Here is a 14,368-nt window from a genome sequence, read left to right on the forward strand (position 1 = left end):
ACAAAAATGAAGGAATCAGGAAAGTTGATTGTAACCTGCAACGTTGAATATTGAATCTTAAATCTTGAACCTGCAACCTTGAACCCTACTCCAACCATAGTTTAAAATCCTTCACGCGTTCACGGGCAATAATTACCTCTTGTTCTTTAAAACTGTTCAGCTTTAATTGAAGACGTGAGTTTGTGTATGAAATTATATCTTTTATGGAATTGATATTGATATAGAATTTTCGGCTAATTCTAAAAAATGTTTCCGGTGAAAGTTCCTGTTCCAATTGTTCTAAGGTAGTTTCCAAAAGATAGTCGCGTCCGTCTACAGTATGTGCGTAGGTACCTTTGTTTTCAGAATAAAAACACTCAATCTCATCTACAGAAATCATTTTTATATGTTGCCCAATCTTTGTAGTAAATCGCTTTTTGTATCCACGTTCCATAGGGTTGACAAGCAGTTTTTTAATATCCTCAAAATTGAATTGTACATTTTTTGAGGATGGTTTAAATGATTTATATTTTTTAACGGCAGCTTGTAATTCTTCTTCGTCAATAGGTTTTAATAAATAGTCTATACTATTTAACTTAAAAGCTTGAAGCGCATACTCATCAAAAGCTGTGGTGAAAATGATAGCGCTATTCACTTCAACTAAATCAAAAATTTCAAAGGAAAGTCCGTCGCTCAACTGAATATCAAGAAAAATCAAGTCGGGGTGTTCGTTATTCTGAAACCATTCCACAGATTCCCCAACACTGTGCAGCATTTGATTCACGTTAACATTCAGTTTCTTCAGCATTCGCTGTAGATACCGGGCAGATGGTTTTTCGTCTTCAATTATTAGTACGTTCATTGGCTTCGATACAATTTTATGGATGAGGTTTTGGCTTTTTGATTAAGATTACTTCGCCATAAAATCACTCAGCCACCTTTGTTATTGCTTTTTTTAAAGTTTCAGTATTCAATCCAATTTTATGGTTGATGTTTAGGATATTTCGATTGATTTTACTTCGCCATCATCCTCCTACGGCGGACAGGGGCAGCCACCAATAATTGTTTGTTGTTTATTTTTTTGGACAATTCGAATTTCAGCTATATTCATACTGTAATACTGTCAACTGAATACTGATCACTTTTTTAATTATCTTCTTCTAAAATTTCCCTTATTTTCTTCTCTTCCCAGCGTTTTAAAAAGTTATTTTCAACATTCATTACGAAGAAAACATAAATTGCATGAGATACCAAACCTATGCCCCAAAAAAAAGCGGTTAGGTAATTGCTCCAGTGGGAAAAATCAATTGGTTTATCATTAAATACATTTGCCGAAACAAGAATGAGCGCTGTATTCACTAAAACATAAACAACTAAATGACTATAGAATCCCTTTAAGGTTTCTACTTTTTTCTTTGCTCTTAAATAACCTAAACTTTTCTCTGATTCCATCTTGATTCTTTTTATTGTTCATTAAGAAACTTCTCCATTTGTCTTTTCTCCCAATTTTCTATAAACTTTAGTTTGTAGCTAAACACTTTTGCAGCGTGAAAAAGTAACCAAATTCCCCAAAAAACTGGGACAATCAAAATATTCCAATCGATCCATGCTATAAAGTTTTTATCGGGTGTTTCACTTTGAAAAAACTGTAAAATGTTGCCTCTCACAATAAATAAAGCAAGGTTTACGATACAGTAAATAAGCAGGTGTTTATAAAAACCTTTTAGAGCTTCTACTCTCTTATGCGCTCTTCTCAACTTTATTCTATCAGAATATTCCATACTACTCCCAGCGTTTTTTATTGTTTTCTTCCTCCATAAATTGCTTAATCTTTCTTTCTTCCCAATTTCTCCCCATAAAAGGAGTCCAATTGAATACTTTTATTGCCTGAAAGAAGATTCCAATTCCCCATCCAAAAGCGGCCCATAAAAACCAAGGATTACGCAACTCATTTACATAATAATTAAGGCCTGCCAAAGCACATATAAAAATTACATACATCATAACATTGGTGTAGAAGCTTTTTATTTCTCCAACCCGTTTTTTGGCCTTTAAATATTTCTGATCATTTTTATTGATTTCCATTATTGTGATTTTTAAAACTACAGGTTAAAAGTAGCAAATATTGAATTTGATAAAAAAGAGCAATTCCTGAACTGTTCATTTAGATGGATGAAGTGTAAATTATTCTTCCTTATTCATTATTTCGCGAATCTTGCGTTCCTCCCAATTCTTTCCCAACAAAGGACTGTAATTAAAGGTTTCAGACGCATGACCCAATATACCAAAACCCCAACCCAAAATTGGGAAAAGTGCCCAGGGAAATCCCGCCATTGAAAGAAAATTCAAATAAATAAGAACAGGTATAAATAGTATATAAATAGCTAAGTGCACGTAGAACCATTTTAATTTCTCCACCTGCTTTTTTGCAATCTTATATCTTTTTTCTGAAATAAAAGTTTCTGGTGTATTCAAGATTTCCATATTTGCTCCAAGAATTGGAATAGTGATACTGAACTCGTTTTCGTTTTCTTTAATAATAACTTCCCGCTTCGTTAAAAGGGCATAGCGATCGCGGATGTTTCGTAAGCCAAAACCAGTGCTTTCCTTTAAAACTTGTTTTGGCTGAATGTTATTGGTAACAACCAAGTTTCCATTTTCTTCTGAAATAGTAATATACAGTTTTTTGGAAGGCATAACCTGGTTGTGCTTAACTGCATTCTCCAATAAAAGTTGAAGTGATAAGGGCACTACTTTCGCCTGTGGATTTTCCAATTGTGAAGGGAGCGTAAAAACAATACTATCCTCAAACCGAACCTCCAATAAAGACATATAAAGTTTAGCAAATTTCAATTCCTCTTCCAAGGTTACCAACTCTTTGTTTTTCTGTTCCAAAACGTAACGATACACTTTGGAAAGCGAAGTAGTGAAACGTGTTGCAGCTTCTGGGTTCTCTTCAATCAAACTGGTAAGCACGTTCAAACTATTAAAAAGAAAATGCGGATCCAATTGGTTTTTAAGGGCATCAAATTTTGCTGAAGCTGTTCCCGCAATTATCTTTTGCTCAGTTACAATAGTCTCCTGTTTGTTTCGGTAATAATAGACTATATAGAAAATAGCGGTAACTACTACAGAAATTATAAACCCGACATAGTAAAAAGCGATTCTTTCAGTTTCAATAAATTGCGATACGGTTTGACTTCCAATTACAGTTTTAACAAAAATTCGTATCACAAATAAGCTCAAAATTGTAAGCGCAATTCCTCCCAATGCACCTTTCAATAGATTTTTAACTTTAAAAGCTTGGTTTGGAAACCATTTAAGTAAAAACCCAAAATACTGGGCGTTCACCATATAGAGTACAACCGCGTAAATTTGGTTGTACATAAACATTACAAGAACTTCTTTAGAGTTGGAAAATGTATAACCGTTTAGATATTGAATAATAACCAAAATGATAAACACCAAGGTTCCAACAAAAAAAGCTTTTCCGAAATCTTTTAAAATGCGCATTGAAATATTTTAGATTGACCACGAATGCACGAATAATGTGTGAAAACCTGGGTTTATAGGGATTAATAATTATTATTCCAGAAATGGACTTATTTCATTTTTTTTTGTGAAAAGTTGTGACTCTTTGGGCACCGCTTCGGAATAACTATATTACAGCCTTGCACGGGAAGTTTAGCACCAAAAAATAAATTCGTGAATTCGAGGCATTTTTTATTTACAACTCTCCGCGAGTACTTGCTTCGCACGATCTTTACCAAATGTTGGGTAAAATTCACCTTCTGGTTTAAAGGTAGCAAAAAGATCTATGGCGCGCTGAATGTCTTTACAGTAGGAGTCTATAGAGCCGCCAAAGTATTGAGCACTTCCAATATCCCACTGCGCCTTTGCAAAAATCATACGTGGATTCTCAGGTGCTAGCGCTAAAGCTCTGTTGTAAAGCTCTGAAGCCTTTGCCGAATATGCCATCCCATATTGTTGCCCGTCATAAACAATCCAAGCGGTGTATAATTGCGCTTGCAAAACAAGTAAATCCGGATTCTCTTTAGAAATTGCGGTTGCATCATTTATAAAATCTTGGGCTTTCTCCAATTGAGCTTTCAATTTAGTTCCATCTTTTTCTGTAAAACTATTAACCACATTTATCTGCGCTACATAATAAGGCGGCAACCAATTATCAGGTTCTGCCGTGGCAATGCGCTCAAAAATATTTGCGGCTTCCCAAGGTTTGTCATCATGCCATAACTGAAAGGCTTTTTGCATTCCTTGTTGGTATGGTGTCGGTATGGTGTCTGAAGTTGAAACGGTCGTTTCAGTCTGTGCTTGCATTACAATTACAGTAAAAAATAGGCTGAGGTAAGTAAGTACGTTTTGCATGATTATAATTTTTATTGGTTATTAATATTATTTAATGGGTATTATTATTAATTATCGATAAGAACCATTTTAGGTTATCATTTTCATAAAATCACATCATTTTAATATTGATATTTTTTATTTCACCTCCTTTAATTTCAAACTTTGCATCATCCCATTTAGGAGGTCCAAATCTTGGTGGTACGTTGTTTGAGTTTCCATAATCTTCCATTGGAATAAAGCCAAAAAGCATATCAAATTCATTATCATTGTCTTCGTCGTGAAAAACAGAAACAGCATATATTCCGTCCGGAATATCTGTAAACAAGGCGGTGGAATGTTTTTTAATAATCTCAGATGTAGCTGATTTATATTCTTTCTCTAGGAAATCACTTTCTGTGTTATAGAGACCGATTATAGCTTTTCCAATATTGTTGTCAAATCCAGAAATAGAAACTTCAATTGTATTCTGAGCTTGTAAAACCAGCGTTGTTGAAAAAAGAAGGATTAACGTAAATATTGTTTTCATGATATTTGGCTTAAAGGTTTTAAAGTTAAATATTTATTCAAATTTCCTTCAAAATAACTATTCTAGGAAAATATATAAACCCAACTGTTGAAATATGCGGTTGAATTGTAATATATTTTTATTTTTGAGAAAGTTCATTTTTCGGCATCAAGCATCGAACATCCGTCATATTTTATAAATTATCCAACTGATTATCTCTGCCATTATCACTAATGGTCCAAAAGAAACCTATAAAAAAGAATTGATCTGCGGCAGGAAGTAATTCCCTACGAGCAAAATTTCCACTCGCATCTGGCCTGTTCGCGTATTCATATCCATTTACATTCTTAAATGCAAATACATTGTTTACAGAAGCATAAATAATTTTTTGCTGCGATAATAAATACGCCCAGTTTAAACTAAGACTATTATAGCTTTTGGTTTTATTCTGAAGAAATCCTGGCGTGTTCAAATCGGTGTAAGTTCTTCCGCTACCGTATTGATAAGTGAAGCCAATTTGACTTTTCCAATCATCAATCCAATATTTTGCAACCACAGAAAGGTTATGAGTGTTTGCAAAGTTGGGGGTAGCTTCAATGGGGTAATTTTTATATTTTCGTTTTGTATCCAAATAGGAATAACTCACCCAATAATCTACGTTTTTAATACTCTCATTGTCTCTCCAAAAGATATCGAGACCCTGTGCAAACCCATCACCATTATTTGAAAATGTACTATTTACATCCGGAGTCGCTTCATTATAGGTCACGAGGTTACTGTAATCCTTTCTATAAACCTCTGCGCGAAAGATTCTATTGTTTGCTGAATATTGATAATTCATAATATAATGCTGAGTGTGCTGTGCTTCCAACTGAGTCGAGAATTTTAACTCCTCATTATCCGGTTGCTGAAAGAAATCGCCATAAGCCAAAGAAAGCTGACTTTTCTTTCCAGTTTTATAAGCAAATGAAATTCTTGGTGAAACTGTAAATTCCTTGAACAACTCACTGTATTCCCCACGAAGTCCAAGTTTTAATGCGAGTTTCCTAGAGAAAAGCATATCAGCTTCTGCAAAAGCTACTGAAATATTATTGTTAAATCCAAGCTTCGCTTCCAAATTAGAGTCATCGTAATTTTCACTAAAATCAGTTACAAACTGCTCTGCACCAAAATTCAATTTAAATCGATTACTGAAGCGTTTTTTTAACTTCAATTTAAAATGTGCCGAGTTTTCAACATCTTTAATATCCGCATCATCAATCCCCACTTTGGTTTTTGCGTACGTATAACTGCCACCGCCAAAAATGGACCAGCCTTTGTTCAGCCTTTCGCTATAATTAATATTAGTGTAAAAATTCTGGTTGTTCAGTTTAAACCGAACACCCTCTGGCTTGTTAATATCTTCTTGCGTTAGTTCAAAATTAGAAGTTTCAAAAGCACCATAAATTTTTAAAAGCCCATCGCCTATTTTCTGACGGAAAACCGCTTCCCCTGAAGCTGTTTCATAAGGTTTTTTCCACGTATTCCTGTCGGGTAAAATGGCTATATATGGCGCTAGATTTATATAGGAAGCATTCAAGCTTAAAGAACTAGATTCGTTCCATTTTTTTGTGTGCCCCAAGCTACCGCCAACACTCATAATACCAATATCTGTCTTATCATGTGTAGGTTCGTCAATAGTGTTCAAAAGTAAAACGGATGAAAGTGCCTGTCCAAATTCAGCAGAATATCCGCCGGTGGAAAACGTAATTCCATCAAACAAAAACGGACTATAACGTCCGCGCGCTGGAACGTTGTTGGCTGTAGGTGTATAAGGTGTAAAAACGCGAATACCGTCAATGAAAATCTGAGTTTCGCCAGCATCTCCTCCACGAACAAACAAACGGCCATCTTCTGCAACTGTGGTCGTGCCGGGAAGGGTTTGGAAGGCTCCCACAAAATCACCAACAGCACTGGCAGTTGTAACAATATCCAACGGTTTTAAAACAGAAACCTTGCTGTTATCACCTGCAGAAAAGGAACCTGCGGTTATAGTCACGGTTTCCAAGGAGTTCAAATCTTCGCGAAGAACAATCTTGAGGTTGTTCATATTCGAAACATCTTCTGTAAGTTTAGCAGTTTCAAATGAAATGTAGGAAACGTTTAAAGTTTGTGATCCCTTTTCCGAAGTTTTAAACGAGAAGTTTCCTTTTTCATCGGAAGTACTTCCATCATAAGCTCCTTCAAGATAGACATTGGCTCCCATGATGGACCTTCCTTTATTGTCTATCACAGTTCCTGAAACTGTAGTTTGCGCCAAAATTGAACTTGGAAAAACAATGATTAAAAAAAATAGGACTGAAATTTTCATGAGATGGTTGGTTTAATTTTCAGTTCAAAGGTGGAATTTAGGGATATCATTTTAGAATAAAACAATCTGAACTGTGAGAATTGACGGTTCAATTGTAATTTTTATTAAACTGCTATTAGAATTTTGCGTCTTCGCACCTTTACGAGAGGAAGTTGTTACACATAGTTGCGTAAAGGACCACAAAGGTTCGCAAAGAAATGCTTCTAGACAATTCGAAATAAACAGAATTACTACTTTGCGGCTTCGCGCCTTTGCGAACTGATTTTTTTCTCGCAAAGACGCTAAGAACACATCACTCAACATATTCCAAAATATCTCCTGGCTGACATTCCAAGACTTGACAAATTGCTTCCAACGTACTAAAACGAACGGCCTTTGCTTTTCCGGTTTTTAAAATGGAAAGGTTAGACAAGGTCAATCCTACTTTTTCGGAAAGTTCATTTAATGACATTTTTCTTGTCGCCATCATTACGTCTAAGTTTACTACTATTGGCATAATTATATTGTTAATTGGTTCTCCTCTTGCATCTCCACTCCTCTTTTAAAAACCAATGCTAGAATATAAATAATTCCTGCAAAAAACAGAAATTCATGCGCCCCCCAATCCAGTTGTGAGATATCAGCACCTCTTTTTACGATTCCTTCAGTATAATCATCAGCTACTAAGGCAACAATACCAATACTTAATGCAAAATAACCGATTTTTGAAATAACATCTGTAACGTTTTTATTGAACGGGTGATCTAGGTCAAATTTCATAAAAAGTTTAACTGCGAGAAAAGCTAAATAGGCTTTCATTCCAGTCAAAACAATTAAAAAGCTTACCACTTTAACGTAAGAGCTGAGACCCAGTTCATATATATTAAAAAGGTCAAAACCAAGATAAAGATCTTTAGCTGCTTCCGGATTTACAAAAATACTCACCAAAAACGAAGTTAAAATCGCTCCGGTTTTAATACATAAGCCAACTAAGATTATCCAGAAAATAACATTCATCACTTTCATTATAAGATTTGTTTTCATTTTTATTGATTTAGAATTACTTTACGAATTTAAATAAATATTTATTGATAAACAATAAATATATTTTATATTTCGATAAATATTATTCCTTACGTCATAAAGGTTCTTAGTTTAAGGAGCGAAACACCTTTACTTTATTGGTTTTTAACAAAAATTCAACACCAGATTCTTACTAAGTAAAAAGTGGAAAATTGTATCTTCGGAAAAAAGAAAAAGTGATGAGTGATTCGGAAAAAGTTGATGCCTTCATCAAAAATCATACGCAATGGAAGGAAAAGCTACAACAGCTTCGTGGAATTATACGAGAAACTGAACTAAAAGAAGAAGTGAAATGGGGCAAACCCACTTACACTTTTAACGGAAAATCGGTGGTTGGTATGGCCAGCTTTAAAAACCATATTGCGCTGTGGTTTCCGCAAGGTGTTTTCTTGAAAGACGAACACAATAAACTCATCAATGCGCAAGAAGGCATTACTAAAGCCCAACGGCAATGGCGGTTTACTACTAATGATAAAATTGAGCACAACCTAGTTTTGAAATATCTTGAAGAAGCCATTAGCAATTCAAAAACAGGAAAAGAATTAAAACCGGAGCGAAACAAAGCTATAATTGTCCCACCTTTGCTCAAACAGGAATTTCAAAAAGATTTCTCACTAAAAAATAATTTTCAAGACCTTAGTCTTGGGAAACAGCGTGAATATGCCGAATACATAGCACAAGCTAAGCGAGCGACCACCCAACAAAACCGGTTGCAAAAATGTATCCCGTTAATAAAAAGAGGAATGGGACTTCACGATAAACACAAAAACACCTAAATGGCTTTAAAACCTAATTTTAAAAGATATACCACTCACCAGCTTTGGTTTTATACGCGCCGTGCATTTTGGATTTTGGTGGCCTGGGTACTTATTTCAAATATTATGTTTTTTTATGAATTTATCACCCTTAAGAGTAATGGGGTGTTAAGTTCTAGTTACGACCTTTATTCTGCGGTCATGGCAAATCTGATCGTAGCGATTTCTGCTGGACTCATTGGTGGTATTGTTACGGTAAACCTTATGGAACGCTGGTTACGACGTTTGGTTTTTTGGAAAGCGCTCCTATATTTAATTCTGGCCTATACATTAACAGCTTTTCTTGTTGGCTCCTTTGGTGCAATATACATAACCAGTGAAAACTTAGGGGTGCCGTTCTATTCTTCGGAAGTAATGCAGGAAACATTCTTCTTCTTCGGCTCTTGGCTCTTTATCAAAAATTATATCATCTGGCTTTTTATAGTGCTTGTCACCTTAATCGTTTTGATGGTAAATGATAAATATGGTCCAGGGGTTTTTCCAGATTATTTGCTTGGAAGATATTTTCGACCCAAACACGAACGCCGTATTTTTATGTTTGCCGATATTAAAAATGCTACAGGAATTGCCGAAAGCCTAGGTGAAGAAAAATATTTCAATTTCTTAAAGGATTTCTTTCGTCATATTGCGCCGGCAATCGTGCAAACAAGAGGCGAGGTTTATCAATACGTAGGCGATGAAGTTGTTGTTTCATGGAAAATGAAGTTGGGGCTGAAACGTGGAAATGCGATTCAATGTTTCTACAGTATGAAAAAAATCATTAAGTATAAATCACCGAAATATTTAAAACGCTATGGCGTTATTCCCGAGTTTAAGGTTGGTCTGCACTACGGCACAGTGATGGTGGGTGAGATTGGACAAATAAAACGCGACATTGCTTTTTCTGGTGATGTATTAAACACAACCTCGCGCATTCAAGCGATGTGCAATGAACTTGATGTTGAAATCTTAGCCTCAAAACCATTCGCCGATATCGCCTATAAACTACCGAAAGGAGTTACCAAAAAAGAAATGGGAAAAGAACAACTGCGTGGAAAAAGTGAAGAAATTGAGTTGGTGACCTACATTAAAAAGTAATTATCTGTTATTGTATGGAAGCTTTAACTTGTTTCCTTTTTTGTATCTTAAACGCTATTAATCTTTAAACCTTTAAGTTATGAAAACCGATAAATACACAAAAACAGTATTGACTATTATAGCCATTTGTTTAAGCATCAATGTCGCAAAAGATTTTAATTTTATTCCTTCGGCCTTTGCCAATGAAACCGAAAAGACTCCTCAAATTCCAGACGGTCATATAATAGTTCCAGAAAATCAAGTTATGGATGTTCGGCTGGTAAATATAAACACCTCTGATAAATTGAACGTCAACTTAAAAGGAGTCGATACTTATGACGAACTAAAAGTAAACGTGACCAAAATTGAAACTAAAGATCTTTTAAACGTAAATCTTCATAGCCTAGGAGGAAGTTGGGTTTCAAGTGGCGGACCACTTCCAGTGAAACTGGAACGTTAATATCCAAAAACTCTCGCTAAGCCTCCACGGAAGAACTCACAGCCGCTTCCTCTTCTTTGTGAAGGCTGGGAGACTTTTTTTTGTACGGTCTAATAATGAGCCTTGCAGCCCTATCGTAATTTATATAACTATAGGTCCAATTAAAAAAAGTGATCACTCTATTTCTAAAACCGACCAAAAACCAAAGGTGGACAAACATCCATAAAAACCAAGCAAAGGCACCTCCAAAATGCATTTTGCCAATGTCGACCACTGCCTTATTTCTACCTACGGTTGCCATTGTACCTTTATCAAAGTATTTAAAAGGTTCCAATTTATCGCCCTTCAATATTTTTTTGAAGTTCTTCCCAAGGTTTTCACCCTGTTGAATAGCGGGCTGAGCAACTTGCGGATGTCCTTTGGGGTATTTTTCAGATTTCATAAGGGCAATATCCCCCAAGGCATAAATATTCTCAAAGCCATTCACTTTGTTAAATTGGTCTACACTATATCGATTTGCTTTCTCTACCAAAGCTTCACCATTAATACCTTTCACGGGGGCGCCAGTTACTCCAGCTGCCCAAATAAAAGTGGCCGTATGAAATTTCTTTCCATCTTTTGTAGTCACCGTCTCCCCGTCAAAATCACTTATCAGGGTTTTAAGATGAACTTGGACTCCAAGTTTTTCAAGAAAATGCTGCGCCTTTTTTGAAACTTTCTCGCTCATTGGAGGTAGAACTCTATCCTGCCCTTCAATAAGGTGGACGTGCATTTCGTCTTCATCTAGTGATGGGTAATCATTTTCTAAAATTCCTTTTCTGAATTCTGCCAAAGCACCTGCCAATTCTACTCCCGTTGGTCCTGCGCCAGCAATTACAAAGTTGAGCAGTCGTTTTCTTTCAACTTCATCTGGCGTAATATCAGCTTTTTCAATATTCTGAAGAATTAAACTCCTAATATTCAATGCCTGAGGCACCGTTTTCATAGGCATGCTATTTTCTGCGATGCTTTCATTTCCGAAGAAATTAGTACGCGTACCCGTTGCAAGAACCAAATAATCGTATTTCAAGCTTCCAATGGAAGTTTCTATAGTATTGTTTTCCGTATTTATATTTTCAACTTCAGCCAGGCGGAAGTGAAAATCAATATTTCTTCTAAAAATTTTCCGAAGTGGATACGCTATGGAATCCGGTTCAAGTCCAGCAGTAGAAACCTGATAAAGCAAAGGCTGAAAAGTATGATAATTGTGGCGATCGAAAAGGACAATCTGCACCTTTTGTTTTCTAAGCTGTTTTATAAAAGAAATACCGGCAAAACCTCCACCAATAACAACAATTCTAGGGAGACCAGTTTCAGGGATGTTCATCTACTTAATTTTACTGCAAAATTAAACATTGTAAAAGTAGTTCTCTTTAATTTTATCACTTTTGTAACAAAGCACTTCTTTCGAACACTAATAAGAAGCCAAGAGAAAAACCATTGAACAAAGAACTTGAACATAGTTTTGTAAGCCTATTAGAGGAAAATCAAAACATTGTACATAAAATCTGTAGGTTATACACCAATGACAGTGACGCTCACAACGATCTGTTTCAGGAAATAACTATTCAGCTCTGGCGTGCATATCCAAAATTTAGAGGCGATTCTAAATTTAGTACGTGGATGTACCGCGTTGCGCTCAACACTGCAATTACGCTTTACAGAAAATCAAAACGAAACATAAAAACACAGGATTATGAAGGCGTGAGCTTTAAGATTTCTGCGGTGCCCTATGACGATACCGTGGAGCAACAATTAAAGCTGATGTACAGTGCAGTAAAAGATTTGAACGATATTGATAAGGCATTGGTTTTTCTATACTTGGAAGACAAAAACTATAAAGAAATTTCTGAAACCTTGGGTATTACCGAAGTAAATGCACGTGTGAAAATGAATAGGATAAAAGGAAAATTACGAACAATTTTAAATCCGTAAGCGTTATGGATCAATTAGAATTATTGAAAAAACAATGGCAAACCCAGGAGCAAGAGCTTCCACATTTGTCCTATAACGATATTTATAAAATGGTGCTGAAAAAATCTTCTTCTATTGTGAAGTGGATTTTTTACATCAGTATAGCCGAAATTCTGTTTTGGACCATACTCGCTTTTTTCATTCCCGAATCCAGCACAAGGTTTACAGATGATCTCGGGCTCCATAACACTCTATTGATTGCCAATATTTTGAACTATTTGGTTTTTGGATTCTTCATTTTTATCTTCTATAAAAATTATCTAAGAATCTCGACAACAGACTCTATTAAAGATCTGATGAAAAATATTTTGCGAACGCGAAAAACAGTTAGGTATTTTGTGATCTATAACGTGCTGACCTTTATTGTATTATTTACAATTGTCAACATCATTTACTACCTAAATCAAGATGAGATATTTAGATATATGACAGAAGATTATGGAATTATAAATATTTCTCAAGAAAAGTTCATGAATATGTTTTTCCTTATCCAAATAGTTGTTGGGGTTGTAATGGCAGTTCTTGTTCTTTTATTCTACCGACTCGTTTATGGAATTTTACTGCGAAGACTTTACAGAAATTATAAGGAATTGAAAAAGATTGAACTTTAAAGGAATTAGCGGTTGGCAGTGACAGTAGGCAGTAGAATCATTATTCACTTTTGTCCTCCGAAGCTTTAGTTTAAGTGGAAAGCACTCTATATTTACCGCAGAAGTCGCAGAAAACACAAAGTTAATTTGAAGATGAAATTGAATTCGATATTAAATTGATGAGCTACACTTATGAAACATCCCTGGCAGACGAGTTTGGTTCTTGTTTTTGAAATGTTTTAGTACGTACCACTGCTCACTGTCACTGCCTACTGCTACTTCACTGATTACTGAACTGAATCTCAATACCTCCACTGACGTTCTTTATTCAACTCTTCTTCACTCTGTATTACCGAAGAAGGAATAACTTTAAGAAAAGATGGATGTTGTTCAATTGCATATTCCAATTGCTCTACAATTTTCTCCATAGAATCATTTTCATAATCAATTTCCAAAGGTGGTTTCACTTCAAAAGTTTGAAGAATACCTCGCTTTTTGATGCGTAAGCCTTTTTTATCAAAAGATCTTCTAAAACCATCAATAACTATTGGAACCACAATAGGCTTATTCTTTTTGATGATATGAGCTGTACCGCGTCTAATTGGTTTCCAAGGCTTCGTAGTTCCTTGCGGAAATGTGATAACCCAACCATCGTCCAAAGCTTTGGTTATATTGCTCACATCGCTCATTTTAACTTGTTTATTAACCTCTTTCCCTTTTTCGCGCCAAGTACGTTCAATACTAACGGAACCGGTATATGCCAAAATTTTTGTCAGCAAACTCGCTTTCATGGTTTCCTTTGCTGCAACATAATAAATATTGAGTTTTGGACGCCACAAATAACCGACGTTTTTTATGTTGTCGTCCCGTCCGCTTAAACTCGCATTAAACACGTGAAGCATGGCAGCTACATCTGCAAAATAGGTTTGGTGGTTGCTCACAAAAAGCACGTTTGTTTCGGGAAGATTTCTTAAAATCTCACTTCCGTGAATTTGCAATTCGTTAAAACCCTTGAAACGTCTGTGGGTCAATACACCAGCAATCCGTATCAACCAGAGTTTTAAAAAAAGTATATGCCCAAATGGGTTTTTTTTGAAGAGACTCATTTTTTAGTGATCAGTGGTCAGTATTCAGTATTCAGTATTCAGTAGGAGTAAGCAGAGTAATTTTCTTTTTCATTATGCCTTTGGC

17 protein-coding genes are annotated in these 14,368 nt (G+C 35.5%); 5 read left to right on the forward strand and 12 right to left on the reverse strand.

The annotated features are described in order from the left end of the window. Window positions 1–85: 85 nt before the first annotated feature. The 10 genes from G440_RS0104140 to G440_RS0104185 form a co-directional block, all read right to left on the reverse strand. The gene (locus G440_RS0104140) at window positions 86–841 is read right to left on the reverse strand and encodes a LytR/AlgR family response regulator transcription factor (protein ID WP_026450147.1); all 756 of its coding nucleotides are present in this window, start codon (window positions 839–841) and stop codon (window positions 86–88) included. A 284-nt stretch (window positions 842–1,125) separates the two neighbouring features. Further along, window positions 1,126–1,431, reverse strand: coding sequence for a 2TM domain-containing protein (locus G440_RS0104145; RefSeq protein WP_026450148.1), 306 nt, complete (start codon window positions 1,429–1,431; stop codon window positions 1,126–1,128). Between the two features lie 11 nt (window positions 1,432–1,442). After that, the gene (locus tag G440_RS0104150; protein ID WP_026450149.1) at window positions 1,443–1,760 is read right to left on the reverse strand and encodes a 2TM domain-containing protein; all 318 of its coding nucleotides are present in this window, start codon (window positions 1,758–1,760) and stop codon (window positions 1,443–1,445) included. Window position 1,761: 1 nt separating this feature from the next. Then, window positions 1,762–2,064, reverse strand: coding sequence for a 2TM domain-containing protein (locus G440_RS0104155; RefSeq protein ID WP_026450150.1), 303 nt, complete (start codon window positions 2,062–2,064; stop codon window positions 1,762–1,764). Between the two features lie 99 nt (window positions 2,065–2,163). Further along, window positions 2,164–3,492 (reverse strand): histidine kinase, encoded by a 1,329-nt coding sequence (locus tag G440_RS0104160; protein ID WP_026450151.1) that lies wholly within the window; start codon window positions 3,490–3,492, stop codon window positions 2,164–2,166. Window positions 3,493–3,702: 210 nt separating this feature from the next. Further along, complete coding sequence (locus G440_RS0104165) at window positions 3,703–4,365, reverse strand: tetratricopeptide repeat protein (protein ID WP_026450152.1); 663 nt, start codon at window positions 4,363–4,365, stop codon at window positions 3,703–3,705. Between the two features lie 91 nt (window positions 4,366–4,456). Further along, the gene (locus G440_RS0104170) at window positions 4,457–4,873 is read right to left on the reverse strand and encodes a DUF2141 domain-containing protein (RefSeq protein WP_034258938.1); all 417 of its coding nucleotides are present in this window, start codon (window positions 4,871–4,873) and stop codon (window positions 4,457–4,459) included. A gap of 172 nt (window positions 4,874–5,045) precedes the next feature. Continuing rightward, window positions 5,046–7,202 (reverse strand): TonB-dependent receptor, encoded by a 2,157-nt coding sequence (locus G440_RS0104175; RefSeq protein ID WP_026450154.1) that lies wholly within the window; start codon window positions 7,200–7,202, stop codon window positions 5,046–5,048. Between the two features lie 292 nt (window positions 7,203–7,494). After that, window positions 7,495–7,698: a helix-turn-helix domain-containing protein gene (locus tag G440_RS0104180; protein ID WP_026450155.1), complete on the reverse strand. Its 204-nt coding sequence runs from the start codon at window positions 7,696–7,698 to the stop codon at window positions 7,495–7,497. 2 nt (window positions 7,699–7,700) lie between these two features. Next, the gene (locus G440_RS0104185; RefSeq protein ID WP_026450156.1) at window positions 7,701–8,225 is read right to left on the reverse strand and encodes a DUF2975 domain-containing protein; all 525 of its coding nucleotides are present in this window, start codon (window positions 8,223–8,225) and stop codon (window positions 7,701–7,703) included. Between the two features lie 218 nt (window positions 8,226–8,443). Here G440_RS0104185 and G440_RS0104190 point away from each other — a divergent pair, with 218 nt between their 5' ends. The 3 genes from G440_RS0104190 to G440_RS0104200 all read left to right on the forward strand — a co-directional run bounded on the left by G440_RS0104190 (window position 8,444) and on the right by G440_RS0104200 (window position 10,595). Then, window positions 8,444–9,040 (forward strand): YdeI/OmpD-associated family protein, encoded by a 597-nt coding sequence (locus G440_RS0104190; RefSeq protein WP_026450157.1) that lies wholly within the window; start codon window positions 8,444–8,446, stop codon window positions 9,038–9,040. Further along, window positions 9,041–10,156 carry an adenylate/guanylate cyclase domain-containing protein gene (locus tag G440_RS20570; protein ID WP_051285137.1) on the forward strand — a complete coding sequence of 372 codons (1,116 nt, stop codon included), beginning with the start codon at window positions 9,041–9,043 and terminating at the stop codon, window positions 10,154–10,156. A gap of 79 nt (window positions 10,157–10,235) precedes the next feature. Further along, on the forward strand, window positions 10,236–10,595 hold the full coding sequence (locus G440_RS0104200; RefSeq protein ID WP_026450158.1) for a hypothetical protein: 360 nt from the start codon (window positions 10,236–10,238) through the stop codon (window positions 10,593–10,595). A 16-nt stretch (window positions 10,596–10,611) separates the two neighbouring features. Here the strand turns inward: G440_RS0104200 and G440_RS0104205 are convergent, their stop codons facing one another. After that, window positions 10,612–11,940 (reverse strand): NAD(P)/FAD-dependent oxidoreductase, encoded by a 1,329-nt coding sequence (locus G440_RS0104205; protein ID WP_026450159.1) that lies wholly within the window; start codon window positions 11,938–11,940, stop codon window positions 10,612–10,614. A gap of 113 nt (window positions 11,941–12,053) precedes the next feature. Between G440_RS0104205 and G440_RS0104210 the strand changes: the two genes are divergently transcribed. Both G440_RS0104210 and G440_RS0104215 read left to right on the forward strand, forming a co-directional pair. Next, entirely contained in the window at window positions 12,054–12,548 is a 495-nt protein-coding gene (locus tag G440_RS0104210) for an RNA polymerase sigma factor (RefSeq protein WP_026450160.1), read from the forward strand. Window positions 12,549–12,553: 5 nt separating this feature from the next. Further along, window positions 12,554–13,198 (forward strand): hypothetical protein, encoded by a 645-nt coding sequence (locus G440_RS0104215; protein ID WP_026450161.1) that lies wholly within the window; start codon window positions 12,554–12,556, stop codon window positions 13,196–13,198. Between the two features lie 281 nt (window positions 13,199–13,479). Here the strand turns inward: G440_RS0104215 and G440_RS0104220 are convergent, their stop codons facing one another. Further along, on the reverse strand, window positions 13,480–14,283 hold the full coding sequence (locus tag G440_RS0104220; RefSeq protein ID WP_026450162.1) for a lysophospholipid acyltransferase family protein: 804 nt from the start codon (window positions 14,281–14,283) through the stop codon (window positions 13,480–13,482). Window positions 14,284–14,368 lie beyond the last annotated feature (85 nt).

It is taken from the genome of Aequorivita capsosiphonis DSM 23843 (assembly GCF_000429125.1).
In the GTDB taxonomy this organism is placed as follows: Bacteria; Bacteroidota; Bacteroidia; order Flavobacteriales; family Flavobacteriaceae; genus Aequorivita; species Aequorivita capsosiphonis.

What these genes read in the sequence shown, in the direction of transcription:
- G440_RS0104200 (WP_026450158.1), top strand. Translation starts at nt 10,236, where the DNA reads ATGAAAACCGATAAATACACAAAAACAGTATTGACTATTATAGCCATT.
- G440_RS0104165 (WP_026450152.1), bottom strand. Translation starts at nt 4,365, where the DNA reads ATGCAAAACGTACTTACTTACCTCAGCCTATTTTTTACTGTAATTGTA.
- G440_RS0104160 (WP_026450151.1), bottom strand. Translation starts at nt 3,492, where the DNA reads ATGCGCATTTTAAAAGATTTCGGAAAAGCTTTTTTTGTTGGAACCTTG.
- G440_RS0104220 (WP_026450162.1), bottom strand. Translation starts at nt 14,283, where the DNA reads ATGAGTCTCTTCAAAAAAAACCCATTTGGGCATATACTTTTTTTAAAA.
- G440_RS0104140 (WP_026450147.1), bottom strand. Translation starts at nt 841, where the DNA reads ATGAACGTACTAATAATTGAAGACGAAAAACCATCTGCCCGGTATCTA.
- G440_RS0104190 (WP_026450157.1), top strand. Translation starts at nt 8,444, where the DNA reads ATGAGTGATTCGGAAAAAGTTGATGCCTTCATCAAAAATCATACGCAA.
- G440_RS0104150 (WP_026450149.1), bottom strand. Translation starts at nt 1,760, where the DNA reads ATGGAATATTCTGATAGAATAAAGTTGAGAAGAGCGCATAAGAGAGTA.
- G440_RS0104145 (WP_026450148.1), bottom strand. Translation starts at nt 1,431, where the DNA reads ATGGAATCAGAGAAAAGTTTAGGTTATTTAAGAGCAAAGAAAAAAGTA.
- G440_RS20570 (WP_051285137.1), top strand. Translation starts at nt 9,041, where the DNA reads ATGGCTTTAAAACCTAATTTTAAAAGATATACCACTCACCAGCTTTGG.
- G440_RS0104175 (WP_026450154.1), bottom strand. Translation starts at nt 7,202, where the DNA reads ATGAAAATTTCAGTCCTATTTTTTTTAATCATTGTTTTTCCAAGTTCA.
- G440_RS0104205 (WP_026450159.1), bottom strand. Translation starts at nt 11,940, where the DNA reads ATGAACATCCCTGAAACTGGTCTCCCTAGAATTGTTGTTATTGGTGGA.
- G440_RS0104155 (WP_026450150.1), bottom strand. Translation starts at nt 2,064, where the DNA reads ATGGAAATCAATAAAAATGATCAGAAATATTTAAAGGCCAAAAAACGG.
- G440_RS0104185 (WP_026450156.1), bottom strand. Translation starts at nt 8,225, where the DNA reads ATGAAAACAAATCTTATAATGAAAGTGATGAATGTTATTTTCTGGATA.
- G440_RS0104170 (WP_034258938.1), bottom strand. Translation starts at nt 4,873, where the DNA reads ATGAAAACAATATTTACGTTAATCCTTCTTTTTTCAACAACGCTGGTT.
- G440_RS0104215 (WP_026450161.1), top strand. Translation starts at nt 12,554, where the DNA reads ATGGATCAATTAGAATTATTGAAAAAACAATGGCAAACCCAGGAGCAA.
- G440_RS0104180 (WP_026450155.1), bottom strand. Translation starts at nt 7,698, where the DNA reads ATGCCAATAGTAGTAAACTTAGACGTAATGATGGCGACAAGAAAAATG.